This window comes from Glutamicibacter sp. BW78, assembly GCF_002332245.1.
GTDB classification, from domain to species: Bacteria; Actinomycetota; Actinomycetes; order Actinomycetales; family Micrococcaceae; genus Arthrobacter_H; species Arthrobacter_H rhombi_A.
In genome coordinates this window covers 63501-86757 of the sequence record NZ_NRGU01000039.1, presented here as the reverse complement: position 1 = coordinate 86757, position 23257 = coordinate 63501, and the positions used below count along the sequence as shown (strand labels likewise).

The 23257-nt window shown below is 64.8% G+C and carries 22 protein-coding genes; 7 read left to right on the top strand and 15 right to left on the bottom strand.

Annotated elements, in window-relative coordinates:
* Positions 1–8 precede the first annotated feature (8 nt).
* Positions 9–677 (bottom strand): hypothetical protein, encoded by a 669-nt coding sequence (locus CIK75_RS13190; protein ID WP_096224448.1) that lies wholly within the window; start codon positions 675–677, stop codon positions 9–11.
* Positions 678–723: 46 nt separating this feature from the next.
* Here CIK75_RS13190 and CIK75_RS13185 point away from each other — a divergent pair, with 46 nt between their 5' ends.
* Positions 724–2562 (top strand): FMN-binding glutamate synthase family protein, encoded by a 1839-nt coding sequence (locus CIK75_RS13185; RefSeq protein ID WP_241895454.1) that lies wholly within the window; start codon positions 724–726, stop codon positions 2560–2562.
* Between the two features lie 12 nt (positions 2563–2574).
* Here CIK75_RS13185 and CIK75_RS13180 read toward each other — a convergent pair whose 3' ends face one another.
* The 7 genes from CIK75_RS13180 to CIK75_RS13150 form a co-directional block, all read right to left on the bottom strand.
* Positions 2575–3639, bottom strand: a complete 1065-nt coding sequence (locus CIK75_RS13180; protein WP_086995311.1) for an enoyl-CoA hydratase/isomerase family protein — start codon at positions 3637–3639, stop codon at positions 2575–2577.
* 137 nt (positions 3640–3776) lie between these two features.
* Positions 3777–4703, bottom strand: coding sequence for a LysR family transcriptional regulator (locus tag CIK75_RS13175; protein WP_086995308.1), 927 nt, complete (start codon positions 4701–4703; stop codon positions 3777–3779).
* 50 nt (positions 4704–4753) lie between these two features.
* Positions 4754–5032 carry a hypothetical protein gene (locus CIK75_RS13170; RefSeq protein WP_086995306.1) on the bottom strand — a complete coding sequence of 93 codons (279 nt, stop codon included), beginning with the start codon at positions 5030–5032 and terminating at the stop codon, positions 4754–4756.
* 96 nt (positions 5033–5128) lie between these two features.
* Positions 5129–6121, bottom strand: coding sequence for an LLM class flavin-dependent oxidoreductase (locus CIK75_RS13165; protein WP_086995303.1), 993 nt, complete (start codon positions 6119–6121; stop codon positions 5129–5131).
* A gap of 51 nt (positions 6122–6172) precedes the next feature.
* Positions 6173–7039, bottom strand: coding sequence for a methylenetetrahydrofolate reductase (locus tag CIK75_RS13160; RefSeq protein ID WP_086995300.1), 867 nt, complete (start codon positions 7037–7039; stop codon positions 6173–6175).
* A gap of 148 nt (positions 7040–7187) precedes the next feature.
* Positions 7188–7391, bottom strand: a complete 204-nt coding sequence (locus tag CIK75_RS13155) for a cold-shock protein (protein ID WP_086995297.1) — start codon at positions 7389–7391, stop codon at positions 7188–7190.
* A gap of 193 nt (positions 7392–7584) precedes the next feature.
* On the bottom strand, positions 7585–9234 hold the full coding sequence (locus CIK75_RS13150) for an MFS transporter (protein WP_086995294.1): 1650 nt from the start codon (positions 9232–9234) through the stop codon (positions 7585–7587).
* 115 nt (positions 9235–9349) lie between these two features.
* On the opposite strand from CIK75_RS13150, the gene CIK75_RS13145 reads away from it, so the two are divergent.
* Together CIK75_RS13145 and CIK75_RS13140 are read left to right on the top strand one after the other, a co-directional pair.
* Complete coding sequence (locus CIK75_RS13145) at positions 9350–9892, top strand: TetR/AcrR family transcriptional regulator (protein WP_086995291.1); 543 nt, start codon at positions 9350–9352, stop codon at positions 9890–9892.
* A complete protein-coding gene (locus CIK75_RS13140) occupies positions 9889–11187 on the top strand; it encodes an MFS transporter (RefSeq protein WP_241895453.1) in 1299 nt (432 codons plus the stop codon). Before CIK75_RS13145 ends, CIK75_RS13140 begins: the two co-directional genes overlap by 4 nt.
* Here CIK75_RS13140 and CIK75_RS13135 read toward each other — a convergent pair.
* Positions 11184–11732: a DUF1697 domain-containing protein gene (locus CIK75_RS13135; RefSeq protein ID WP_086995288.1), complete on the bottom strand. Its 549-nt coding sequence runs from the start codon at positions 11730–11732 to the stop codon at positions 11184–11186. The two genes, CIK75_RS13140 and CIK75_RS13135, sit on opposite strands and share 4 nt — an antisense overlap.
* A gap of 60 nt (positions 11733–11792) precedes the next feature.
* Between CIK75_RS13135 and CIK75_RS13130 the strand changes: the two genes are divergently transcribed.
* On the top strand, positions 11793–13787 hold the full coding sequence (locus CIK75_RS13130) for a prolyl oligopeptidase family serine peptidase (RefSeq protein ID WP_086995285.1): 1995 nt from the start codon (positions 11793–11795) through the stop codon (positions 13785–13787).
* Positions 13784–14107 (top strand): acylphosphatase, encoded by a 324-nt coding sequence (locus CIK75_RS13125; protein ID WP_086995283.1) that lies wholly within the window; start codon positions 13784–13786, stop codon positions 14105–14107. The genes CIK75_RS13130 and CIK75_RS13125 overlap by 4 nt, the downstream gene beginning before the upstream one ends.
* Before the next feature lie 61 nt (positions 14108–14168).
* Here CIK75_RS13125 and CIK75_RS13120 read toward each other — a convergent pair whose 3' ends face one another.
* Positions 14169–15542, bottom strand: coding sequence for an NAD-dependent succinate-semialdehyde dehydrogenase (locus tag CIK75_RS13120; RefSeq protein WP_086995280.1), 1374 nt, complete (start codon positions 15540–15542; stop codon positions 14169–14171).
* A gap of 96 nt (positions 15543–15638) precedes the next feature.
* Positions 15639–17336: an ATP-binding cassette domain-containing protein gene (locus CIK75_RS13115; RefSeq protein ID WP_086995278.1), complete on the bottom strand. Its 1698-nt coding sequence runs from the start codon at positions 17334–17336 to the stop codon at positions 15639–15641.
* A 144-nt stretch (positions 17337–17480) separates the two neighbouring features.
* Here CIK75_RS13115 and CIK75_RS13110 point away from each other — a divergent pair, with 144 nt between their 5' ends.
* Positions 17481–17990, top strand: a complete 510-nt coding sequence (locus CIK75_RS13110; protein WP_086995275.1) for a ferritin — start codon at positions 17481–17483, stop codon at positions 17988–17990.
* Here CIK75_RS13110 and CIK75_RS13105 read toward each other — a convergent pair.
* The 4 genes from CIK75_RS13105 to CIK75_RS13090 form a co-directional block, all read right to left on the bottom strand.
* Positions 17987–18367, bottom strand: a complete 381-nt coding sequence (locus tag CIK75_RS13105) for an RNA-binding S4 domain-containing protein (protein ID WP_086995272.1) — start codon at positions 18365–18367, stop codon at positions 17987–17989. The genes CIK75_RS13110 and CIK75_RS13105 overlap by 4 nt on opposite strands.
* A 32-nt stretch (positions 18368–18399) precedes the next feature.
* Entirely contained in the window at positions 18400–19566 is a 1167-nt protein-coding gene (locus tag CIK75_RS13100; protein ID WP_086995269.1) for a glycerate kinase, read from the bottom strand.
* A gap of 123 nt (positions 19567–19689) precedes the next feature.
* Positions 19690–20784, bottom strand: a complete 1095-nt coding sequence (locus tag CIK75_RS13095; RefSeq protein ID WP_086995266.1) for a sugar diacid recognition domain-containing protein — start codon at positions 20782–20784, stop codon at positions 19690–19692.
* A gap of 9 nt (positions 20785–20793) precedes the next feature.
* On the bottom strand, positions 20794–21579 hold the full coding sequence (locus CIK75_RS13090) for a DeoR/GlpR family DNA-binding transcription regulator (RefSeq protein WP_086995263.1): 786 nt from the start codon (positions 21577–21579) through the stop codon (positions 20794–20796).
* Positions 21580–21885: 306 nt separating this feature from the next.
* Between CIK75_RS13090 and CIK75_RS13085 the strand changes: the two genes are divergently transcribed.
* The gene (locus tag CIK75_RS13085) at positions 21886–23247 is read left to right on the top strand and encodes an ABC transporter substrate-binding protein (RefSeq protein ID WP_241895452.1); all 1362 of its coding nucleotides are present in this window, start codon (positions 21886–21888) and stop codon (positions 23245–23247) included.
* The last annotated feature ends 10 nt before the right edge of the window (positions 23248–23257 follow it).

Genomic DNA, 23257 nt, shown 5'->3' with positions numbered 1-23257 from the left:
ATATTTCGTCAGGGCAGCTGCCACTCGGCGATATCGGTGTCGACATCGGCCAGCGTGAGCGAACCTTTCGCTGCGGGGATGTCCAGGACGAGGGTTCCGTGGACCGAGGCGCCTGGCTTCAGTTCGACGGGCAATGCCGTGCCTGCGTTTTGGCAGGAGGCGGCAGGGGTGGTGCCCAAGTCGCCGTCGAACCGGGCATCGGCTGTGGAGTAGAAGGACCACTGATTCGGGGAGAGGCTCAAGGGGCGCTGTGCTGCGTCTCCGTGGGAGGCTTTGAAGGACGCGTCGATCTCGAGCACGGCGAAGGCGTCATGATCGGGTTTGCCGCCGTCGATCGGGCAGGTCTCGTGAACCGAGAGGGACGTGACCGTCAAGGTGATCTGGGGTTCGGCGTCTGAACCTTGCAGCGTCAGTTCATCCCCGGGGGCATAGAGTGGCAGCCCGCGTTCACTGGTGATCCGCACCGGGGATTCGTGGGCGGGGATGCTCGCCTCGGGAGCAGCGGGTGAGGTGGGGGCAGTGCCAGCAGCTGTGCGTGTCTCGGTCGCCGTGGCGTCGTCGGGGGTATCCGGGTCGATGATGTTTCCCGCGGAACAGCCCCCGAGGAGCGCGGCGACTGCCGCGATGCCGACCAGCCCCGTCAAGCGTGCGGCAGGCCGTCCCAAATGCTCCAACATGCCCATCATTGTCCCTGACCGGGCGTTGTTGTGTCGACTTCGCGGCATGGCGAGTAAGCTCGGCCCCATGGTGCGTTTTTTCCTTCTGACCTTATTCGTCGTTCTGGCAGCGGCCGCTGTCGTGGCGGCCTCATTCGGGACCACCGGTTGGGTCGTTTTAGGGGTCCTGGTGTTGCTCCTCGTCGGGTTGGGTTTGCATGACCTGTTCCAGACCAAACATGCCATCCTGCGCAACTATCCGGTGCTGGGACGTATGCGCTACCTGCTCGAATCCATCCGCCCGGAGATCCAGCAGTACTTTATCGAGCGGAACACCGATGGGCGGCCCTTCGACCGGGATACCCGCTCGTTGATCTACACCCGTTCCAAGGGGGCCGACAGCCATAAGGCCTTCGGGACAGAACGCGATGTCAATGCCCAAGGCTACGAATTTCTACTGCACTCCAGCGCGCCGGTGGCACCGCCGGAACGGGCACACCGAGTCCGCATCGGGGGACCGGATTGCCGACAACCCTATGAGATCTCCTTGATGAACATCTCGTCGATGAGTTTCGGGGCACTGTCCAAAAACGCGGTCCTGGCGATGAACAAAGGGGCCTCCTTGGGTGGTTTCGTCCAGGAAACAGGGGAAGGTGGGCTCAGTAAGTACCACCTCGAGCACGGTGCTGATATTTTCTGGGAAATCGGATCGGGATACTTCGGCTGCCGCGATAAGAAGGGCAAATTTGCCCCGGAGACCTTCCGGACGAAGGCCGCCACCGAACAGGTCAAGGGAATAACCTTGAAGCTCAGTCAAGGTGCGAAGCCAGGCATCGGCGGCGTCCTGCCGATGGAGAAGCTCACGCCCGAGATCGCCGAGGCTCGCGGGGTGCCGATGGACGAGGATTGTATCTCCCCGGCCTCGCATTCGGCGTTCCACACCCCTCGCGAATTGATGGAATTCGTGGGGACATTGCGTGAGCTCGCCGACGGGAAGCCGATCGGGTATAAATTCTGCGTCGGCTCGCGTACCGATGTGCTGGCCATGTGCAAGGCGATGTTGGAGACTGGCGTCACCCCCGACTACATCATCATCGACGGTTCCGAAGGCGGCACTGGCGCCGCACCGCTGGAATACGAAGATCATGTGGGAACCCCACTGACTGAGGGCCTGATGCTGATGCACAACGCCCTGGTAGGAACGGGCCTGCGAGGTCGAATCCGCTTGGGCGCCGCCGGAAAAGTCGCCACGGGAAGCGATATCGTCAAACGACTCATTCAGGGCGCAGACTTCACCATGAGCGCGCGTTCGATGATGATGGCCACCGGCTGCATTCAAGCACAGCTTTGCCATACCAACCGCTGCCCGGTCGGCGTCACCACGCAAAATCCTCGGCTCATGCGGGCGGTCGATGTGGATGACAAAGGAAACCGGGTGCACAACTACCACAAGCTGACGGTTGCCGAAGCTGGGCAGATCATGGCATCGATGGGGGTCTCCAACCCCGAGCAACTCAATCCACGCATGCTGCGTCGGCGCGTGGACCATCTGACGACCAGTAGCTATGCGGCCATCTTCAACTGGCTGCGACCGGGGGAACTCCTCGAGGACCCCCCGCGCGGCTGGGCGGTGGACTGGAAGGAAGCAGACGCCGATCACTTTGGCGAGTTCGCTCCGATGCCATGGATGGAACAGGACGCCGGCCAAGCAGCAGGTGAGCATACCGTTGGCGGGGAAAGGATCTCAGGTGGCGACCGGCCGGACATGGGCCGGTGGGACGAAACCGGCATCATGGCCACGGTCAAGCAACACACGAACCGGGAATCGGTGGATGACACCGATACCGGCACCACGAGTCTCGTCGAGTCCTCGGGAAACCGGCCTGAATCCAGACCCGGGGGCTAGGCGGGTCCAGGTTCACCCAGCGGCGATGGCAGCGGCAATCTCCTGCTGGTCGACGTCCGCTGGATCGGCGGGAGACCACCGCGGTGTGCGGTCCTTGTCGATGATCTGGGCGCGGATTCCTTCGGGCAGGTCAGGATGCTTCATCAGGTAGTCGGCTACCCGGAGCTCCCGGGCCAACGCCGAGGGCAGATGGGCCTCGTCGCGGGCGGCCCTGACCGCCCGGAGCGCCGTCTGGGTGGATAACGGAGAATTGCCTCGTACTGCTGTGGCGGCCGTGGCAGCCCCCGGGAACGGGCTGGCATCGAGCCGTTCCAGAATGGCCGAAACATCATCGGCGGCGTACGCTTCGTCGATCCAGACGGCTTCCGCAACCAGTCGGGCATCGGGTGCCGGGGTGCCGTGGAGGATCTCGAGGGCCACGGCGACCTCGTTGGCGGGCAATCCGATCAGGTCGGGCAGGGCCGCCAGAACATCCTCGAAGGAATCCTCGGAGATGCAGAAGTCAGCGAATCCCGCATGGATGGCGTCCCCGGCGCCCATGGTCGAGGCGGTCAGGGCCAGGTGTTCCCCGAGGCGCCCCGGAGCCAGGCCGAGCAGGTGGGTTCCACCCACATCGGGGGAGTAGCCGATGCGTGTTTCGGGCATGGCAATGGCCGAACGGGGAGTGACGATGCGGATCCCTGCATGACCTGCCAGACCGACTCCACCACCCATGCAGACCCCGTCCATATAGGCGAGGACCGGTTTCGGGTAGGCGGCGATGAGTCCGTCGAGGCGAAACTCCTCGGCCAGGAACGACAGGAATTCGTGCTGCTTGCCGGTGGTGATGGCTGTGTGGAAGGCCAGAATGTCGCCGCCGGCACAGAAACCGCGCTCACCAGCCCCTCGCAGAACGACGATGCCAACCGCTGGGTCCCCACGCCACTGTTCGAGCTGGTCGGTCAGGGTCTTCACCATCCCCCGGGTGAGGGCATTGATCTGTCGGGGCCGGTTCAACGTCAGCAGGCCGATACCGTCCATGACGTCGATCGACACCTGCTCATCCTCCGCGGCGTTCGTTCCGTTGGTCAGTGTCATCGAAGCCCGTCCCCTGATTGCATCCTGCGTTGTTCCCATTCATTGAAGCTACCGCCCATGGCGGGCGGAGTCTCGAAGGTGGGACAACTGGCCGGTCTGTGTCCTGCGGTCCCAGATGATGGAAGGCCCCGGCAATGTCACGGGACGATGCTGATCTTCCGCAGTTCGGCGGCCAATTTGTCCATGAAGACGTCGACCTTTGGGCTTCTGGAGTTACCCAGCTGAAGGGCGAAGATACTGCGGGCCAACCGGATCTCGGGAACATCCAGAACCACGAGCCCCGGGGGCCGTTGTTGCATGGCCAGCGCCGGGACCAGGGCGGCGCCGAGTCCGGCACCTGCCAAGTGCAGAGAGGCGTTGAAATCGTCGCAGTAGGCAACCACGCGAGGATGGAGGTCGCAGGAGGCGAAGAGTCGGGAGATGACGGTGGCGTCCGAGGTGCCGGCGTGATGCATGATCCAGGGCATGTTCGCCAGCTGAGCCGCCGAAATTTGTGCCCCCTCGGCGATCTTCCACGAAGCCGGCACGACTACCCTGAAGTCATCATCGCCGAGCCATTGCCGGTCCATCGTGCCGGGCCACCCCAGCCCTGACTGGCCGACTTGGAAGACCAACGCCAGATCCAGTTCGTTTCCGCTTTGCAGGCTGGCGATCGTCTGGTGCGGCTCGCCGACGCTGATGCGCAGGTTGATGCCCAGATCGTTCCATCCGGCGGATCCCAAGAGCCGGGGCAGAGCGAAGGTGGCCAGCGAAGGGAAGATGCCCAGACGGAGCTCCTCGGTAGGGTCCGCTCCTGGCCGCCCGGCCGCCGTCGTGCTCGCCGCCAGAAGTGCATCAATATCGGTCAGAACCTTACGGGCATGCCGCGCCATGGTCGTCGCCGCCTCGGTGGGTTCGATGGCCCGGGCCGACCGCCGGAAAAGCGCGACGCCGGTATCGCGCTCCAGCGCAGTCATCTGTTGGGAGACAGCCGATGCCGTATAGCCGAGGGGCACGGCAGCGGCGGCAAACGAGCCGTGCGCGATGACTTCGAGCAGGGTGCGAAGATGCACCGGGTTGACCAACAGCACTCCTGAGTGTCGAAGAGGGGAACAGCAAGCAATGTTATGCCATGCTAGTCCTCGTCGTCCTCCCGGTCGGCTTCCTGCTCGTCATCGAGTTCCCACTGCGAGGCCATCTGCTCGTCCTCGGAGTCGTTTTCCTCGGACTCACCGCTGTCATCGAGGTCCTCCACGACAAGGTAGCTATGACGGCGCAGTGGGTCGATGCGGTCCATGGTCTCCGGATTATCCGAGGAGCCGTCCTCGGGGGAGCCGTAACGTCCGTCTTCGGGCTCGTCGAGATCATCATCGGGAAGTTCGTCGAACACCGTCTCGTCGTAGGTTCCGCTCATGGCCGTTACCCTCCTAGTCCACGTGCCGGGCCTGATGCCTTGAGCACGGTTGACTCCTCCAGCGTAGAACGTGGGGACGGCAATGGGAACGGGGCCTCAGTCGGTCAGCCCCATGGCCTGGCCGGTGAGCCGGACGGAGGCGAGCCGCTCAGCGGCCGTGGAGGCGTTGTGGACGGTGATGAGTTCGTCGGCGTGGGCGCTCCGGGCGAAGCCTTCGAGGTAGTCCTTGACGGCCTCTGGCGTGCCGACAGCGGTGTACGCCATCATCTTGAGGATCTGCTCGCCTGCTGCGGATTCCATCAACATGTCGATCTCCGGCTCGGTGAAGGGGACCTCGCGGCCACGTCCGAGGAACATGGCAACCCGATCCCGCCGGGACTGCTCCATCTGGGCCTGGGCCTGCTGGTTGGTTTCGGCTGCGATAATTCCCACCCCAGCGATGACATGCGGTTCGGAGAGCTGTTCGGAAGGCTGGAAGCTATCCCGGTAGGCCGCGACGGCCGCGTGCAGGGCATCGGGGGCGAAATGTGAGGCAAAAGAATAGGGCAGACCGAGCTGGGCGGCCAGCTGGGCTCCAAACAGGCTTGACCCGAGAATGTACAGGGGCACGTTGGTTCCTGCGCCCGGAATGGCGGATACCGTGGGGATCCGTGAGTTCCCGGTGAGGTAGCCCTGCAGTTCGAGGACATCGTGCGGGAAGGCATCGGCTGCCGCCGGATCACGTCGCAGCGCACGGAACGTCGCCTGATCGGTCCCCGGGGCACGGCCCAGTCCGAGATCGATGCGTCCGGGGAACAGGGTTTCAAGGGTCCCGAACTGTTCGGCGATGACCAGTGGGGAGTGGTTGGGCAGCATCACGCCGCCGGAACCCAGCCGGATGGTCGAGGTCTGTTGGGCGATATGCCCGATCAGGACCGAGGTGGCACTGGAGGCGATGTTGGACATGTTGTGGTGCTCGGCATACCAGATGCGCGTGTACCCAGCGGCTTCGGCGGTTTGCGCCAGCTCGACGGACCCCCGGAAGGTGTCGGCGATGGTGCTTCCTGCGGAAACGGAAGCAAGGTCAAGAAGGGAAAGGGGAATACTCACATAGGGGGCAACCCACCTGCGTCCCCGAACATTCCCCGGGTGTCGCCGCTCTCAGGGTCCTGCCCGGAAGTCCTGCGCCCAACGGGCTGTGGCGGACAGCCCCCCGAAAGTATAGAAATGCAAGCGCACCTCACCATGGAGCCGGTGGTCCAGCCCAGCCGCCAGATCGTTGACGAACCGGTCCGGGCCCGCAGTTCCCAGCAGGTTGGCCAGTGAGAAACCATATTGTTGGGCGATGCCTGCCGAGGAGGAGATTCCGAAACGGCGGGCGTAGCTGAGTAGCCGCTTGATACCTGCCGGGCCGGGGACGCCGATCCTGACCGGGAGGTCGATCCCCCGGCCGCGTAGCTCGGCCAGCCAGGAGAGCACCGGGCGCGTATCGAAGCCGAACTGGGTGATGATGGATCCGGAAAGCCCTGCCGAACGTACGGCTGACGCCTTGTCCTGCAGTGCCGCCCATAACGAGGCGTCGTCGATCTCCGGATGGCCTTCGGGGTAGCCGGCGATGGCGACGCCGGTCACGCCATGGGCTTGCAGTCGTCCGGAGGCGATGAGAGCCAGGGCGTCGGGGAACGGGCCGAGTGGCTCCACGGGATCCCCGCCGACGGCAAAGACTTCGGTGACCCGGGCCTGGGTCACCAGTTGATCGAGGAATCCGTCGAGTTCGCCGAAGGAGGCCAGTCGGCGAGCAGAAATATGGGGGACCGGCTCGTGCCCCGCAGCGCGGACGGCTGCAGCTGCAGCCACGCGCAGACCGGCATCCTCATTGCCCAGGAACGTGACGTTGACCCGTGTCCCCGCCGGGATGGTTCCGGCAGCTTCGGCCAGGGATCGTTGGTCCTTGCCGGTCATCTCCAAGGAGAATCCGCGCACCAGTTCTGCGCCTAAGGGGTGTGGCGAATCCGTGGGGGATGGCATGGTCGGTCCTTCGCTCTCTCAGCCCAACCTATCCATCACCGAGGCGTTCGTCCAGCATCGATCAGGGCAAAAAGAAACGGTGGCATCCCCGAGGGGATACCACCGTTTCCAGGCGTTCACATTGGCCCGTTAGGGCCGAATGGAAGACTTAGACAGTGCGGATGTCCGTGGCCTGCAGGCCCTTCTGGCCCTGGGTCACCTCGAACTCAACGCGCTGGCCCTCTTCGAGGGAGCGGAAGCCGTTCGACTGGATCGCGGAGTAGTGTGCGAACACGTCGTCCGAGTTGTCGTCGGGAGCGATGAAGCCGAAGCCTTTTTCAGCGTTGAACCACTTGACGGTACCAATTGCCATGATATGTGTCCTTTCGAGACTGTCCGCAGGGGACGTAGGGGTTGTCGCCATCGGACTTGACGGTGACATGCAGCTACGAGTATTTACCGCGAGTCAAAAAGAGACACTCCCCGCGAACGGGGCCTTGACACTGAAATTACTGCGAGAAAACTACGACTACGTCATCAACAATACGCGAGATCGCTCCAAGAACCTATTGGATGGTCAAATTCTTTGGGATTTCATCGGTAGGTGGGCCGGGATGGGCCTGCGGGGAGCGCCCCTTGGTGGTTTCCGCGGTGGTTTCCGGGGTGGGCGCCTCCGGCGTTCCGGTGCCGGTGCTCCTGCCCCGCAGAGCGAAGCGGACGACCAATAATGCGGCGACCATGAGGACGACGGCGATGGCCGCCGTGATGGTGACACCTCCGTCGAAAGCCCGTGCGGCGGATTCGGCCAATCCGGTGGCCGCGGAACCCGGGGGCATCGAGCCGGCGACATCGGAGGCCCCGGCCAAGGTCTGCCGGGCACGATCGGCCGCTGCCGCATCCAGCGAGGACGGGATGGTCACCCCCCGGCTGTAGACGGCGTTGAGAATGCTCCCCAGAACTGCGGTCCCCAGCACCGATCCGACCTCGTAGGCGGTCTCCGAGATGGCCGCGGCCGAACCCGCACGTGCCGGAGGAACGGCCGAGAGAGCCAGGTCGTTGGAGATCGTCTCGGCCAGGCCGACCCCGATGCCGAGGATGCAGAAGGCCACCAGCAGGCCGATCAACGATCCGGACCCTCCCAGCGCCACGATCAATGCATAGGCCGCGGCGCTGAAGGCCAAACCGGTCATGACCACGCCGGCAGGTCCGATCCGTTTGACCAGCGGCACGGCGACGAACCCGAAAACGACCGTTAACACCAGTCCGGGGACCATGAAGACCCCAGCCTCCATCGGTGACAGGCCGGCGATGAGCTGCAAATGCTGGGAAAGAAAATAGATGAACCCCACCAGCGCGAAGACACTGAAGAGGTTCACGACCAAAGCGGCGGAGAAGACAGGGTTGCGGAACAGGCGGACGTCGAGCATGGGTGAGCGGCTGGCCAGTTGGCGGCGCACGAAGATGGTGCCACAGGCCAGACCCAGGGCGATCGCCCCGATCCCCAGGGCCAGAGACCCGGCGCCCGTCATCGATTTGATGCCGTACACGATCGGCAGCAGCGTCCCCACGGCCAGCAGGATGCTGGGTGGATCGATGCGCCCCGGGCGAGGGTCGCGGGATTCGGGAATGAGGAACGGACCCAGCGCGACCAGCGGCAGGAGCATGGGGATGGCCATCAAGAAGATCGACCCCCACCAGAAATGTTCCAACAGCCAACCGCCCAGGATCGGCCCCAGTGCGGCACCCCCAGAAAAAGCAGAAGCCCAGGCGGCGATGGCGGTGCGGCGTTCGGAGTCGTCGGTGAAGATGTTCCGGATCAGGGACAAGGTTGCCGGCATGAGCATTGCGCCAAAGACTGCCATGAGCGCCCGAGCGGCGATGAGCGAGGTGGCGTCGGGGACGAAGGCGGCCACGGCCGAGACGAGGCCGAAGCCCACCCCGCCGATCAGTAACAGCTTCCTCCGGCCGATCCGGTCGCCCAGGCTCCCCATGGGGACCAGCAGGCCCGCCAACACCAAGGGGTAGATGTCGATGATCCAGAGCAGCTGGGTCGACGTCGGTTCCAGGGCCCGCGACAGGGACGGGACGGCGAAGCTGAGCACGGTGTTGTCGACGGCGACCAACAGGACAGGGAACATCAGGACGACCAGAGCCGCCCAGCGGCGCGCTCGCCCGGGGTGCTGCCTTCCGGTGTGCTGGTCTTGCAACGTGCTCATGCCAAGGTCCTTGGATTGGGGAGGAATCTCCCGAGTAACTGTACCGTCCGGACGGTATTGAGTCCATATGACATCGATGACGTCGGAGGCGACCAAAAACGCTAGAGTCGGGATCATGTCCAGACCACCAGCAGCACGAGAAAAAATCCTCGACGCCTATGCGAACCTGCTGCGCAGCGACGGGGAACGGGCGGCGACAATGGACGCGACCGCCGCGCTCGCCGGAGTCTCCAAGGGTGGGTTGCTCTACCACTTCCCGTCGAAGGACGCGCTGGCCGAAGCCGTGATCGAGCGCCTGCTCGACGCCGCGCAACAGGACAGCGAACGCATGGCAACCGCGCCCGAGGGTGCTGCCAGATACTACGTGCGCACCTCCACTGTCGAGGAAACAGAATTCGACGCCTTCTACCAGGCTGTCGTGCGTCTGGCGGCGGGATCGCACGCCCCAGCCGTCACCGCTCTGGACCAAGTCCACGCCGATTGGGAACGACTGGTCCGCGAAGATGTCTCAGACCCCCACGCCGCCGAGGCCATCATGTTGATCGGTGAGGGGCTCTACTACCATTCCACGATGCCCGGGACCTGGTCCCGTTCACTGGTGGGTAGGGATATCGGGGCCCTTCTCGAGCAGGTCGATCGACTCAAGAAAGGCTCATGATGGCCCTGCGTTTCAAAACCAAACCCTGGAAGGGCCGTATCGCAGCCCTGGTGGGGATCATGCTGATGGCCCTGAGCGTGCGGGCCGCCGTCGTTTCGGTTCCCCCGCTGTTGGACTTGATCGGTCCGGAGCTCGGTTTCACCGCCTTCAGCACCGGGCTCTTGGCCATGCTGGCCCCGATCATCTTCGGGATCTCAGGGCTGTTCACCCCGCGGATGATTGCCGTGCTGGGACTGGAACGCACCCTGTTGCTTTCCGTGGCGCTGGCCATCGTCGGGCAGGCGGGCCGGGCCTTTGTGGGGGACGTGACCTCCTTCCTGCTGCTCTCGGCGCTGACGATGATCGGCTACGGCATGGGCAACGTGGTCCTGCCGCCGCTGGTGAAGAAATACTTCGCGGACCGGATCTCCACCGTCACCTCCGGCTACGTGACCCTGATCGCCATCGGCACCGCCATGAGTCCCATGTTCGCGGTCCCGCTCGAGCAGGTGTCCAACTGGCGGTTCTCCATCGGCTTCTGGACCCTGGCCAGCGCCGTCGTTCTGGTGCCCTGGTTCATCCAGTTCGCGGCCGACCGGCGCCGGCGGGGTGCGGAGGCTGCAGAACATGCCCGGATCGCGGCGGGAGAGACCCCGGCCGAAACCAAAACCCGGCTCGCCGGCGTCGTCGCGGTGGAAGCGGACCGGAGGATCAACCCCTGGCGTTCCCGGGTGGCCTGGGGCCTGGCCATCTTCCTGGCCGGGAACTCCGGACAGACCTACGTCTACTTCACCTGGCTGCCGCCCTATCTCATCGGTGAGGGGATCTCCCCGGCGGTGGCCGGCAGCGCGCTGGCCTACTTCGCGGTGCTCGGACTACCGGTGAGCCTGTTGGTGCCGCTGGTGGTCCCGCGGATGCGCCAACCCATCTACGCCGTCGGATTCTTCGTCTTGCTCTGGATCACCGGGCACCTGGGCATGTTCTTCCTCCCAACGCAGGGCACCTGGTGGTGGATCACCTCGGCCGGACTCGGGCAGGGGACGTTCGCCATGGCACTCCTGATGATCAACCTGCGCTCGCGCACCACCTATGGGTCCGGGGTGCTGGCAGGATTCAGCCAGGGCCTGGGTTACGCCGGTGCCGCGATCGCCCCGCTGCTTTTCGGTGTGGTCCATGAGGCCACCGGCGGCTGGGGTGCCTCCTTCGGAATGCTGGGCGTCTGCCTGGTGGTCATGGTGACCGGTGCCTTCATGATCAACGGGCCGCACCAGATCGAGGACGACGCCGAAGCCGCCAGGACCCCCGAACGCGTCTAGTCCGTGCCGGCCGAACGCAGCAGGACCTTGCGCAGGGTTTTCAGGTTCCGCGTGGTCAACCGCTCCTTGTGCCGCGGGCTGGCCAGGACCTTGGCGAGCGGGGAGCTCAGCGATGCCCCGCGGGGAACCTGCCAATACAGCACCGAGTCCCCGGCAGCGTAATTCTCCCCGTCGGCGGGCCGTGGGGCAGCAGCCACGACCGAGGCCACGGCCTCCTCGGTGGCGGCGAGGACCACGTAGTCGTGCCGGGGGACCCCGTCGTCGATCGGGGGGAACGGATAGGCCCCGACCAGTGCCGCCACCCGTGCCGTCGTCACGGCGACGACCCGCGCCGGATAGCCGAAACGCTCGCTCAACACCGCCTCGAGCGTCTCCGCCAGGGCGCCGGCATCGTCGTCGTCGGCATCAAGCAGGACGTTCCCCGAGGCCAACACCGTATCCACCCGCCGGTAGCCGGCGGCAGCCAGCGTCGCGGCAAGGTCCTTCATGGTGATGCGGACGCCTCCAACATTGATGCCGCGGAGGAAGACGGCAAAGCGTGTCATGGCCCTATTCTGCCCTCGCCGGGTTCGACAGCGGAAGGCCCCCCGGTAGGCTCGGGTGTCATGAGTATTCGTGCAGCATTCGGCTCCTGGCCATCCCCCCTGACCGCGGCATCACTGGTTGCCACCCGGAGGCCGGTGAGCTTTCCCCGTTTCGTGGCAGACGCCGTCTGGTGGGTTGAAGGCCTCCCCGAAGAAGGGGGACGGAGCACCATCATGGCCGAGGGAGAACCTCAGGTGGAGCTGCTCCCGGCTCCCTATAACGTCCGCAGCCGGGTCCACGAATACGGGGGCGCGGCCTGGGCTCCACTGGTCGACGCTGCCGAAACGGGCAGCTTCGTCTTCGCGAACTTCGCCGATCAGCGGGTCCACCTGCGCTCCCGTGCAGGCATCAGCGCGCTGACCCCCGCATCCTGGCCCCGCCCCGATGCCGGGGGTGACCCGCAACTGCGTTTCGCCGAGTTCGTTCCCTCACGAAGCGCCGACGAAATTCTGGCCGTCTGCGAGGACCTCAGGGGAACAACCCCGGAACGCTATATCGTCGCCATCCCCTTGGACGGCAGCGCCGCCCAGGACGCGACACGGCTGCGCCGGGTGACGCCCTCCTCCCGTTTTGTTGCCTTTCCTCGCCTGAGCCCCGACGCGCGGCATATCGCCTGGATCAGTTGGGAACACCCGCAGATGCCCTGGGACGGGACCGTTTTGCATGTCGGGGAACTCGACGAGGCAGGGAAGGTTGCCCAGGTAACCGACCTGGCCGGCTCGGCGAACGAATCGGTGCTCCAACCCGAATGGCTCGACGCCGGGACCCTGGCGTTCATCTCGGACCGCTCGGGCTGGTGGAATCTCTACCGTCAGACGATCAACGGCGGGCAGGCCCTCGCGCTCTGCCCGCGAGAAGAAGAATTCGCCGAACCTCTCTGGCAGGTCGGTAGCACCTGGTATGCGGTGCTCGAGGACGGGAAGATCCTGGCCGCCCATGGCACCCACGGGATGCGGCTGGGTGTACTCGACCCGGCCACGGGGACCCTGAACGACGTCGAGGCCGTCCTGACCCATGCCCTGCCCATCGAAGTTCACGACGACGGCACGGGCCCACAGGTCCTCACCGTCTCGCAGAACTCCACCGAGGGAGTCGGCATCCGGGTCATCGATCTGTCCTCCTGCCAGATGAGGACCATCCGCAGGTCCTTGGCAGAACTCCCGGACCCCGGGGTCCTCCCCACCGGGAAGGCCATGGAATTCACCGACGAGACCGGGACGGTGGTGCACGCAAACGTCTACGAACCGGCGCTCGCCGGCTACCTGGGCCGTACCGGTGAAAAACCTCCCTTCATCGCCATGGTGCACGGCGGTCCGACCGGGCAGGCGCGGATTGGGCTGTCCTTGGAGATCGCCTACTACACCAGCCATGGTTTGGGCGTGGTGGACGTCAACTATGCGGGATCCAGCGGATTCGGCAGGGCCTACCGGGATCGGTTGGCCGGACAATGGGGCGTCGCCGATGTCCAGGACACCGTCGCGGTCATGCGGGGCCTGGTCGATGCCGGGTTGGCCGACCCGGACCGACTGGCCATCGAAGGCGGTTCGGCCGGCGGCTGGACCACCCTGGCCTGCCTGACCAACACCGAGACCTTCAACGCAGGAATCTCACGCTACGGGGTGGCCGATCTGGAGGCGCTCGTCGCGGACACCCACGATTTCGAGGCCCACTACATGGAGTCCTTGGTGGGCCCGTGGCCCGCGGCCCGTGAACTGTATGCCGAACGGGCGCCCATCAACCACGTCGATGCGCTGGACTGCCCGGTGCTGTTGCTCCAAGGCAACGAGGACAAGGTGGTGCCACCGAATCAGTCGCAGAAGTTCGCCGACGCTCTGGCTGCCAAGGGGATCGAACATGCCTATGTGCTTTTCGCTGGGGAACAACACGGGTTCCGGCAGGCAGCCAATATCGTGCGTGCCCAGGAACTCTCGCTGGCGTTCTACGCCCGCGTCTTTGGTTTTGAGGCCGATGTCGCGCCCATCGAATTGACCAGGGGAGACCCCGGGACAGCATGAGCGCCGAACACCACACCCACGACACCGGCGGCCAGCAAACCGATGCCGCGGTGACGGCCGCGGAGGCGATGGCCCACGGCATGGTGCAGGGCGTCGGATTTCGTTACCGGACCCGGGAACGCGCCGAAGCACTCGGTGTGGAAGGCTCCGCGGTGAATCTTCCCGACGGCAGCGTCTGTGTGACCGTGCAGGGCTCCGCGGATGCGGTCGCGGCACTCATCGACTGGCTACGCTCGCCCCGGACCCCGGGGCGGGTAGAACGTCTAGACGTCCGTCAGATCGAGGTCCGCGGAGACCGCGGAGGCTTCGAGGTCGGCTGAGCCCCAGGAACAACAAAAGGCCGTTTCCGCCCCGAAGGGTGGAAACGGCCTTTTGCGGTGGCTACTTGCGGGTGCGGATGAGCTTGCGGTTCACAAACTCCTCCATCCCGTATTTGCCGAGTTCGCGGCCGACGCCGGAGCGCTTGATCCCGCCGAAGGGCAGTTCGGCTGCTGTGCCGCCGGGCTCGTTGATGAAGACCATGCCGGCGTCGATCTGGTGTGCCACCCGCTGGGCCCGCTGGGGATCCTCGGTGAAGATCGAGGAACCGAGGCCGAACGGGGTGTCGTTGGCCAGGGCCACGGCGTCCTCCTCGCTGGAGACCTTGAAGATCATCGCGACCGGGCCGAAGAGTTCCTGATGGAAGACCTCCATGTCATCGGTGACCCCGGTGAGCACGGTGGGCTGGAAGAAGGCCGAATCATCGGCGACCTTGGAACCACCGACCAGCACCTGGGCTCCCTCGGCAATGGCCGAGTCGACCTGCTTCTGCAGGTTGTCTGCCGCCGACTGCGAGGACAAGGGGCCCACCGCCGTCTGATCGTCGGTGGGGTCCGACGGGGTGATGGCACCGGCGGCAGCGGTGAACTTCTCGACGAAGTCGTCGTAGAGGTCCGCCATGACGATGAAGCGTTTGGCGGCATTGCAGGCTTGGCCACCATTACCCATGCGGGCGTTGACCGCGCGTTTGACGGTCTTATCCAGGTTGTCGGTGTCGAGCAGGATGAATGGGTCGGATCCGCCCAGTTCCAGGACGACCTTCTTCAGGTTGCGGCCGGCGATTTCGGCCACCGCGGAACCGGCACGCTCCGAACCGGTGAGCGATACCCCCTGGATCCGCGGATCGGCGATGAGCTCGGCGATCTGGTCATTGGTGGCGAAGATATTCACGTAGGCGCCCTCAGGGGCCCCGGCATCACGGAAGATCTGTTCCATGGCCACGGCAGATTCCGGGCACTGCGGGGCGTGCTTGAGCAGGATCGTGTTGCCGTTCATCAGGTTGGGGGCTGCGAATCGGGCCACCTGGTAGTACGGGAAGTTCCAGGGCATGATTCCCAGCAACACGCCCAGGCCCTCCTTGCGCACCACGGCTGAGCCGCCGGCGACGACGTCGAGTTCCTCGTCGGCGAGGAATCCGGGGCCGTTGGCCGCGTAGTAGCGGTAGATGGAGACGACGATGCCGATTTCGCCCTTGGCCTGCATGGCAGGCTTGCCCATCTCCCGGGTGATGATCGCCGCCAGTTCGTCCCGGCGTTCCTCGTAGAGGTCGGCAACCCGTCCGAGCAGGGCGGCCCGATCATCCACCGAGGTGTTCCGCCACGTGCCAAAGGCTGAATGCGCGCTGGCGGTGGCTTCCTGCAGGGCCGCGTCGGTGAAGGTCTCGAATTCCTTCTCAACTTCTCCGGTGGCTGGGTTGGTGACGGCGTACATGCTCAACGTGGTCTCCTTCGATGGGGAACGTTAGATCGTGGCCATTATTCCTTAACGGCCAGCTTTCAGGCATAGCGTTCAGGGCGGGGCGAGTATTCCCGCTCAGCGGGACCGTTGGACCCGGGCCTCATCCCAGACGGGTTCCTCCGACTCGTAGACCCTGCCGTCGGAGCCGAAGACCAGGAACCTGTCGAAGGACTTGGCGAACCAGCGATCGTGGGTGACCGCCAGGACGGTTCCTTCAAAAGCATTGACCGCCCGTTCCAGGGCTTCGCCGGAGTGCAGGTCAAGGTTGTCAGTCGGTTCGTCGAGGAGGAGCAGGGTCGCTCCCGAGAGTTGCAGCAACAGGATCTGAAAACGGGCCTGCTGACCTCCCGACAACGAATCGAAGGCCTGCTCTGCCTGTGCGGCCAAGCCATAACCGTCCAGGGCGCCCGAGGCTGCCTCGCGAGCCAGGCCCGAACGGTGCTCGTCACCACGGTGCAGGATGTCGAGCAGGGAACGATGGCCCAGATCGGGCCGGATATGCGTTTGGGCGAAGTAGCCCGGCCGGATGCGGGCGCCGAGCTTGACCTTGCCCTCATGGGGGACCTCGGTCAGGGTGATATCCGAGACGGGCAGGTGCTCGCGTTCGGGATCGGTGCCGCCGGCGGCGAGCAGCCGCAAGAAGTGCGATTTGCCCGAACCATTGGAACCGAGCACGCCCACCCGGTCCCCGAACCAGACCTCGGTGGAGAAGGGCTTCATCAACCCGGTCAGCTCCAGTTTCGTGGCCACCACTGCCCGTTTGGCGGTGCGTCCGCCTTTGAGTCGCATCTTGACGTTCTGCTCCATCGGCAGCGCCTCGGGAGGGCCGATCTCCAAGAACTTCGCTAACCGGGTCTGTGCCGCGCTGTACCGGGTGGCCATATCGGAGCGGAACGCCGCCTTGTTCTTGTACATGTTCACCAGCTCCTTGAGCTTGGCGTGCTCCTCGTCCCACCGTTTGCGCAGTTCCTCGAACCGGGCGTTGCGGTCCGCACGAGCCTCGCCGTAGGTGCCGAAGGACCCGCCATGGATCCATGCGGAGGCCCCGTTGACGCCGGGTTCAAGGGTGACGATGCGTTCGGCGGCCTGGTTCAGCAGCTCGCGGTCGTGACTGATGAACAGCACGGCCTTGTCGGAGCTGCGCAGCTTGCCTTCCAGCCAACGCTTACCCGGGACGTCGAGGTAGTTATCCGGTTCGTCGAGCAGCAGCACCTCGTCGTTGCCGGCGAAGAGGGCCTCCAGGACCAGCCGTTTTTGCTCGCCACCGGAGAGCGTGGTCGCCGGGCGGTGGGCGGCGCGTTCGAAGGGCAGGCCGAGGGCCTCCATGCAGACCACGTCCCAGACGGTCTCAATGTCGTATCCGCCCACGTCACCCCAGTCCACGATCGCCTGGGCGTAACGCATCTGCGTCTTCTCCTCGGCCGCGGGGCCGGAGTGGTCCTCGAGCATGGCGTCCTCGGCGGCTGCCAGCTCGGCCGCAGCCTTCGCCAGGGCGGGAGGTGCTGCGGAAACGAGGAGATCGCGCACCGTGGACTCGTCACGGACCTGGCCGACGAACTGGCGCATGATGCCCATCGACCCCGAAAGGCCGACGGTCCCGCCGTCGGCGGTGAGGTCACCGGCGATGATCTTGAACAGCGTGGTTTTCCCGGCACCATTGGGTCCGATCAGGGCTGTCTTGCTGCCGTTGCCGACCTTGAAGGAGACCTCGTTCAGCAGCTGCGTGCCATCGGAGAGAAAATAGTCGATCCCGGCAACATCAATATGACCCATCCGGCCAGTCTAGGGGCGATCAGGTATGGCTTCCCAACCCCGACCTGTGGGGGACAACGCCCGTGTTCGCTATTGGATCCCTGCTCAGGCCAGTTAGGCCAGACTCCGGTGACAGCCCTGCGGAATCACCGTAGATTAAGTCATATGAAACTTACTGGAGCACTCGAAAAAGCATTCAACGACCAAGTGACCCTCGAGCTCGAGGCTTCCATGGTGTACCGCCAGCTGGCCATCGAAATGGACGTCCACGACCTGCCCGGTATCGCCGGCTGGTTCCGGGCCCAGTCCCATGAGGAAGTCGTTCACGCCGAGAAGTTCATTGCCCATATGACGGATCGCGACGCGAGCCCGGCCATCGGCGACATCAAGGCTCCGGGTGTGAAGACCGATACCGTCCTGAAGGCCTTTGAAGCATCGCTGGCCCATGAGGTCAAGGTGTCCGAAGCCATCCGCAGCCTCTACCGTCTGGCCCAGCAGGAGGGGGACATCGACGCGCTGCCGCTGCTGAACTGGTTCGTCGAGGAGCAGCTGGAGGAAGAAGCCACGGTGGGAGAAATTATCGGTCGCGTCCGCCTGATCGGCAAGGACGGCAACGGGTTGCTGCGCCTGGACGCAGAGCTCTCGGCCCGGCCGGGCGCCGGCGACGCGGCTTAACCTCCCAGCTCCCGGCGCATTCTTTCGAGCTCGCGCCGATCCTTCTTCGTTGGACGCCCCGTTCCGCGGTCGCGGACCGGAACCATCAACGATGGCGCCTTCGGGCGCGCAGGGGTGTGGTCGGTGTAACAACTGGCCGCTGCTTGTGCGCCCACGCGCTTGGAAATGAGGGCGCGCACCTCGAGGATCTTCTCGAACCCGGATTCCCGGACCCGGATCATGTCCCCGGGAACAATGACCGCCGCGGCCTTGGCCGGGCGGTCGTTGAGTCTGACGTGGCCGGCCCGGCAGGCCGCCGTCGCCGCGGAGCGGGTCTTGAAGGCGCGCACTCCCCAGAGCCATGCGTCGATGCGTACCGCTTTGTCCAGAATCTTCATGACCCTCGAGCCTAGCCGCCGATGGCGGGAATCTATGGGCCGACGGTGCGTGCCGTTCCGGATCCCAGGCCTAAGGCGGCACAGGCCTGGGCCGCGGTGTCCTCGATCAGGCGTTCGGCATCTGCTTGGAGCTCGGGGAGGGCCGCAGGCCCGGAAGCAATAGAGAAGGCCGCTGTTAGTCCTGCCTCCCGGCAGGTGGCGGCATCGAGTTGAACTGCTCCGGCGATGACGACGACCCGGGTGTCCGGGTTGGCCGTGCGGCGGACGGCATCAACGACCTTGCCGCCGAGGGACTGGGTATCCAGTCGTCCCTCGCCGGTGAGCACCACGTCGGCACCGGCCAGGGCGTTGCGCAGTCCGACGGCGGTGGAGACCAGTTCAGCCCCCGGGACGGTTTCGGCTCCGACGAGGGACACCAAGGCCAGGGGCAGCCCGCCGGCGGCGCCGAAACCTGGTTGTTTGGCCGCGGCTTCGGCGTCGAGCACGGTCGCCAGATGGGCGAGCCCGGCATCCAGGGTGGCAACATCGGAGTCGGTGGCCCCCTTTTGGGGGCCGAAGACGGCTGCGGCTCCCCGCGGACCGCAGAGCGGGTTGTCGACATCCACAGCGATCCTCCAAGAGATGGTGGCAGCCCGTGGATGCAGCGTCTTGACGTCCACGCGGGCGATGGACGACAGCGCGCCGCCCCCGGGGCCGACGGGGCTGCCCTGGGCATCGAGGAACCGGGCACCCAGGGCGGTGAGCATCCCGGTGCCTCCGTCGGTCGTGGCGGAGCCGCCGATACACAGCAGGATCTCGGATACCCCGGCATCGAGCAGGCGGGCAGCGATGAGACCGACCCCGTAGGTGTCTGCGTCCAGGGGCCGTAGGTCGAGATCTGCGACCTGGGGCAACCCGTTGGCTTCGGCAGCCTCGATGATTCCCGTGCTGCCGTCCGCGGAGAGCCCGTACCGTGCCGTGCAGGGCCGGCGTAGGGCATCAGTGGTTTCTGCGGTCAACGGTTCCGTGCCCCAGGTGGCGAGCAGTGCGTCCAGGGTGCCTTCCCCGCCGTCGGCCATAGGCAGTTCGATGATGGTGGCCGCGGGGCCGGCGACGGCGCGTGCCCCGCGGGCCAGCGCCGCGGCAGCCTGTGCGGCGGAAGCACTGCCCTTGAACGAATCGGGGGCGACGACGATGACGGGAGAGGGGGTGGGGCTCATGGCTCCACTCTAGGGGAGTTCGGTTCGAAGGAATATGGATTAAGTGTCCACTATTTGAACGGTTGCTTCGAAGGAAGCTGTGCAGGATGCACTGTTGAGTGGTTTTCTCGGAAGGATGAGGGATCAGTGGGAGGGGGCCTGCTCCGCGCGCTGCTCGGGCGGGTGGCGGGCCGCGATGATGGACAGTTGCAATGAAGCTGCCTGGGCCGGGATCCGCGGATCGAGTCCCGTTAGTTCGGCGATGCGTTCCAGGCGTTGCAAGGTCGTGTTCCGGTGCAGGAAGAGCTCTCGGGCCGTGGCCGAAACCGAGGCGCCGCAGTCCAGGAAAGCCAGTACCGTCTGGCGGTGACCGGCGCTCAGGGAGTCCACCCGGTGGGCCCAGGAAATCCTGGTTGCCGCGGGTAGGCAGGAGGCGCTGAGCTCGGGGGCCAGCTCATCGAGTTTGAGAATCCCGGAAGCCGGTGCCTCGGGGAGGAGCTCGGGGGCGCTGGCCAGTGCGCCCAGGGCCTGGGCCGCCCCGGACAGATCGTCGCCACCGGCGCAGGAGCCACCATCAAGGACGATGGTCCCCGCCGGGGGGATCTGCGCGGCCCGGGAGTCGGGTCGGGTGGACCGGACCCCGGTCAGCACCCACAGTGCTCCGCCGAAGCGGGCCCGCCGCTGGGGTCCGGGCAAACGTGCCTGCTCCACCTCGGGTTCCAGGGTACCGGCGGTTTGATGGTCCAGGACGGCGTAGAGCCTCCACGGGGCCGCCATCTCGGGCAGCCCGGAGGCCAACGCCTGCGTGATGGCCGAACCATCCACTTCCCCGGATACCAGTCCGGAGAGCAACTCGCGGTCGGCGGCTTCCCGACGGGCCGAATCGTCGAGTTCTCGTTCGCGTTCCAAGAGCAGGACCGTGGTCAGGACCAGCACCTGGGCCACCGGTGAAACCCGCTCAGGGGGCCCGGTGATCCCCAGTACCCCGACGATCTTCCCGTCGAGCCGTAAGGGCAGGTTCACTCCCGGACGTTCCGCGGGCGATCCGCCGTCGTGCACGATCCCCGGCTCGCCTCCGGCGACGGCCCGTGCGACCGTATGGGTCGAACCGACACGATCGGGATCCGTGGAAGCAATGATCCGTCCCGCCGGATCCATCATGTTGATGTTGAACTCCAGCGTCGGGGCGACCTGGTCGATGACGCGTTGAGCCAGTTCGTGGCTGAGGGGCTGGGTCATGCCGTCAGTTTAGGGGGTGGACGTCAGCAGGAGGGTCTCGATGGACTGTCCGAGGATGTCCACGGCCTCGGGGGAGAGTGCGTCTCCGGTGATCAGTACATCGGCTGCACCGAGTTCGGCGATCTGGCAGAGACCGGTGATGCCCCATTTGCTGTGGTCGGCGACGACGACGAGTTCTGCCGCTGCGGCCATGAACGCCCGGTTGGCTTGGGCTTCGAGCATATTAGGGGTGGTAAAGCCGTCTTCGGCGGTCATGCCGTGGATTCCCATGAAGCAGATGTCAACATGCAGTTGGGCCAGGGCTGTAGTGGCCAGGGGGCCCACCAGGGCATCCGAGGGGGTGCGGGTGCCACCGATGAGGATCACCGATTGTGAGGCGTTCTCGGCACTGTAGAAGATCTCGGCGATGCGAGGGGAATTGGTGACCACCGTCAGATCGGCAATGCCCGTGCACTGACCGGCCAGGGCATAGGTCGTGGTTCCGGAGTTCAGTGCGACGGACATGCCCGGCTCGATCAGTTCCGCCGCACGCAGAGCCAAGGCCTCCTTCTCGGGTGCCGCGAGGCCGAGTTTGCGGATGAAGCCAGGCTCGACGCTGGTGGCCGACTGTTCACGGGTTGCCCCGCCATGGACCTTGACCAGTTCCCCGGCCGATGCCAGCGCATTCAGGTCTCGCCTGACGGTCATCTCCGAGATCCCCAACTCGTGGGAGAGTTCGGTAACCCGCACCTGTCCGTATTTGTTCAACTCGTCCAAGATGTGCCGACGACGTTGCGGCGGGAGCATTTCTGCCATGATCGGGCACCTTTTCTGGGATGGGCGGGTGGTCAAAGGAGGGGCACGCCGTGTGACATGCTCCGCCCAGCATAGTCGAGGTTCGAAATTGTGCGAATGAATTGGCGAAAGCAAAACCCCGAGGAGACGCGGCGTAGGGCCATTCACAATTCGTTGACAGTCACCCCTTGTGCTCGAAAGTGACCCGTGCCATAGTAACGGAAAGTCTGATTGCGTTGCTTTATGATCGACTTTGAGCGTTTCTTCAAGAATTCTCCGTCGCTTGGCACCTGAAAACGGGTCTGCGGCACAACCCAAGGAGTCACCGTGGCACATTCCAACCCTCGGAAGAGCGGATATTCGTTCGCACCCAGCCCGTCCTCGCTCGGAGCGGGCCTCAGCGTCCCGGTGGGCCGCCGATCGGTTCTCGGTGGTGCCGTGGGCCTCTCGGCCATGGCCGCCTTGACGGCCTGCGGAGGAGGCGGGGGCGGCTCTGACGTCAAGGAGGGCACCGGCGCCATCTCCTTCGGTTCCAACCAGTCCGACGCCGTGCCGAAGGCCGCCTATCAGAAGATGATCGACACCTTCAAGAAGGACTCGGGCTCCAAGGTCAGCATCAACACCGTGGACCACAACACCTACCAGGAGCAGATCAACTCCTACCTGCAGGGCGAACCCGATGACGTGTTCAGCTGGTTTGCCGGATACCGCATGCGTTTCTTCGCCGACCAGGGGCTGGCCGGGGACATCAGCTCGGTCTGGGACAGCATCGGTGACGATTTCAGTGAGGCCTTCAAGGCCTCCGCGACCGCAACGGACGGAAAACAGTACTTCGTTCCAGTTTCCTACTACCCGTGGGCGGTCTTCTACCGCAAATCGGTTTTCGCGGATAAGGGCTACGAGATCCCGACCACCATTGACGAGTACATGACGTTGAGTCAGGAGATGCAGAAGGACGGGCTAACCCCCATCGGTCTGGGCGATAAGGACGGCTGGCCGGCCATGGGCACCTTCGACATCCTGAACATGCGCATCAACGGGTACGACTTCCACACCAGCCTCCTGGCCGGCGAGGAGTCGTGGGAATCGGACGAGGTCAAAGAGGTCTTCAACGCCTGGACCAAGCAGATGCCCTACCACCAGAAGGGCGGCTTGGGCAGGGATTGGCAGGAAATGGCCCAGGGGCTGCTGCAGAAGAAGACCGGCATGGCGGTATTCGGGATGTCCATCTCCCAACAGTTCCAGGGAGCCGAAGGCGGCGACGCCCTCGAGGACCTGGATTTCTTCAAGTTCCCGAAGATGAACGACGAACACGGCACGGATTCCATCGATGCCCCGACCGATGGGTTCATGATGAGCGCCAAGACGGAAAACGGTGGAACGGCCATGAAACTGCTGGAGTTCCTGGGGAGTGCCGAAGCCGAGCAGATCAACACCGAAGCAGATAGGTCGATCGTGGGCCCGGCCAACGATATCGATACCTCCAACTACACGGCACTGCAGAAGAAGGCCGTGGAGCTGGTCGGGGAAGCCAAGCACACCGCCCAGTTCCTGGACCGCGACACCCGCCCGGACTTCGCCTCCACCGTGATGATTCCCTCACTTCAGGCCTTCATCAAGAACCCGAAGGACATCAACAACATCCTGAAGGACATCGAGGCACAGAAGAAGGCCATCTTCACCGCCTGATTCCGGTGCA

What these genes read in the sequence shown, in the direction of transcription:
- CIK75_RS13145 (WP_086995291.1), top strand. Translation starts at nt 9,350, where the DNA reads ATGTCCAGACCACCAGCAGCACGAGAAAAAATCCTCGACGCCTATGCG.
- CIK75_RS13125 (WP_086995283.1), top strand. Translation starts at nt 13,784, where the DNA reads ATGAGCGCCGAACACCACACCCACGACACCGGCGGCCAGCAAACCGAT.
- CIK75_RS13155 (WP_086995297.1), bottom strand. Translation starts at nt 7,391, where the DNA reads ATGGCAATTGGTACCGTCAAGTGGTTCAACGCTGAAAAAGGCTTCGGC.
- CIK75_RS13105 (WP_086995272.1), bottom strand. Translation starts at nt 18,367, where the DNA reads ATGAAGATTCTGGACAAAGCGGTACGCATCGACGCATGGCTCTGGGGA.
- CIK75_RS13180 (WP_086995311.1), bottom strand. Translation starts at nt 3,639, where the DNA reads ATGACACTGACCAACGGAACGAACGCCGCGGAGGATGAGCAGGTGTCG.
- CIK75_RS13115 (WP_086995278.1), bottom strand. Translation starts at nt 17,336, where the DNA reads ATGGGTCATATTGATGTTGCCGGGATCGACTATTTTCTCTCCGATGGC.
- CIK75_RS13100 (WP_086995269.1), bottom strand. Translation starts at nt 19,566, where the DNA reads ATGAGCCCCACCCCCTCTCCCGTCATCGTCGTCGCCCCCGATTCGTTC.
- CIK75_RS13170 (WP_086995306.1), bottom strand. Translation starts at nt 5,032, where the DNA reads ATGAGCGGAACCTACGACGAGACGGTGTTCGACGAACTTCCCGATGAT.
- CIK75_RS13090 (WP_086995263.1), bottom strand. Translation starts at nt 21,579, where the DNA reads ATGGCAGAAATGCTCCCGCCGCAACGTCGTCGGCACATCTTGGACGAG.
- CIK75_RS13140 (WP_241895453.1), top strand. Translation starts at nt 9,889, where the DNA reads ATGATGGCCCTGCGTTTCAAAACCAAACCCTGGAAGGGCCGTATCGCA.
- CIK75_RS13110 (WP_086995275.1), top strand. Translation starts at nt 17,481, where the DNA reads ATGAAACTTACTGGAGCACTCGAAAAAGCATTCAACGACCAAGTGACC.
- CIK75_RS13135 (WP_086995288.1), bottom strand. Translation starts at nt 11,732, where the DNA reads ATGACACGCTTTGCCGTCTTCCTCCGCGGCATCAATGTTGGAGGCGTC.
- CIK75_RS13130 (WP_086995285.1), top strand. Translation starts at nt 11,793, where the DNA reads ATGAGTATTCGTGCAGCATTCGGCTCCTGGCCATCCCCCCTGACCGCG.
- CIK75_RS13160 (WP_086995300.1), bottom strand. Translation starts at nt 7,039, where the DNA reads ATGCCATCCCCCACGGATTCGCCACACCCCTTAGGCGCAGAACTGGTG.
- CIK75_RS13150 (WP_086995294.1), bottom strand. Translation starts at nt 9,234, where the DNA reads ATGAGCACGTTGCAAGACCAGCACACCGGAAGGCAGCACCCCGGGCGA.
- CIK75_RS13190 (WP_096224448.1), bottom strand. Translation starts at nt 677, where the DNA reads ATGTTGGAGCATTTGGGACGGCCTGCCGCACGCTTGACGGGGCTGGTC.
- CIK75_RS13185 (WP_241895454.1), top strand. Translation starts at nt 724, where the DNA reads ATGGCGAGTAAGCTCGGCCCCATGGTGCGTTTTTTCCTTCTGACCTTA.
- CIK75_RS13095 (WP_086995266.1), bottom strand. Translation starts at nt 20,784, where the DNA reads ATGACCCAGCCCCTCAGCCACGAACTGGCTCAACGCGTCATCGACCAG.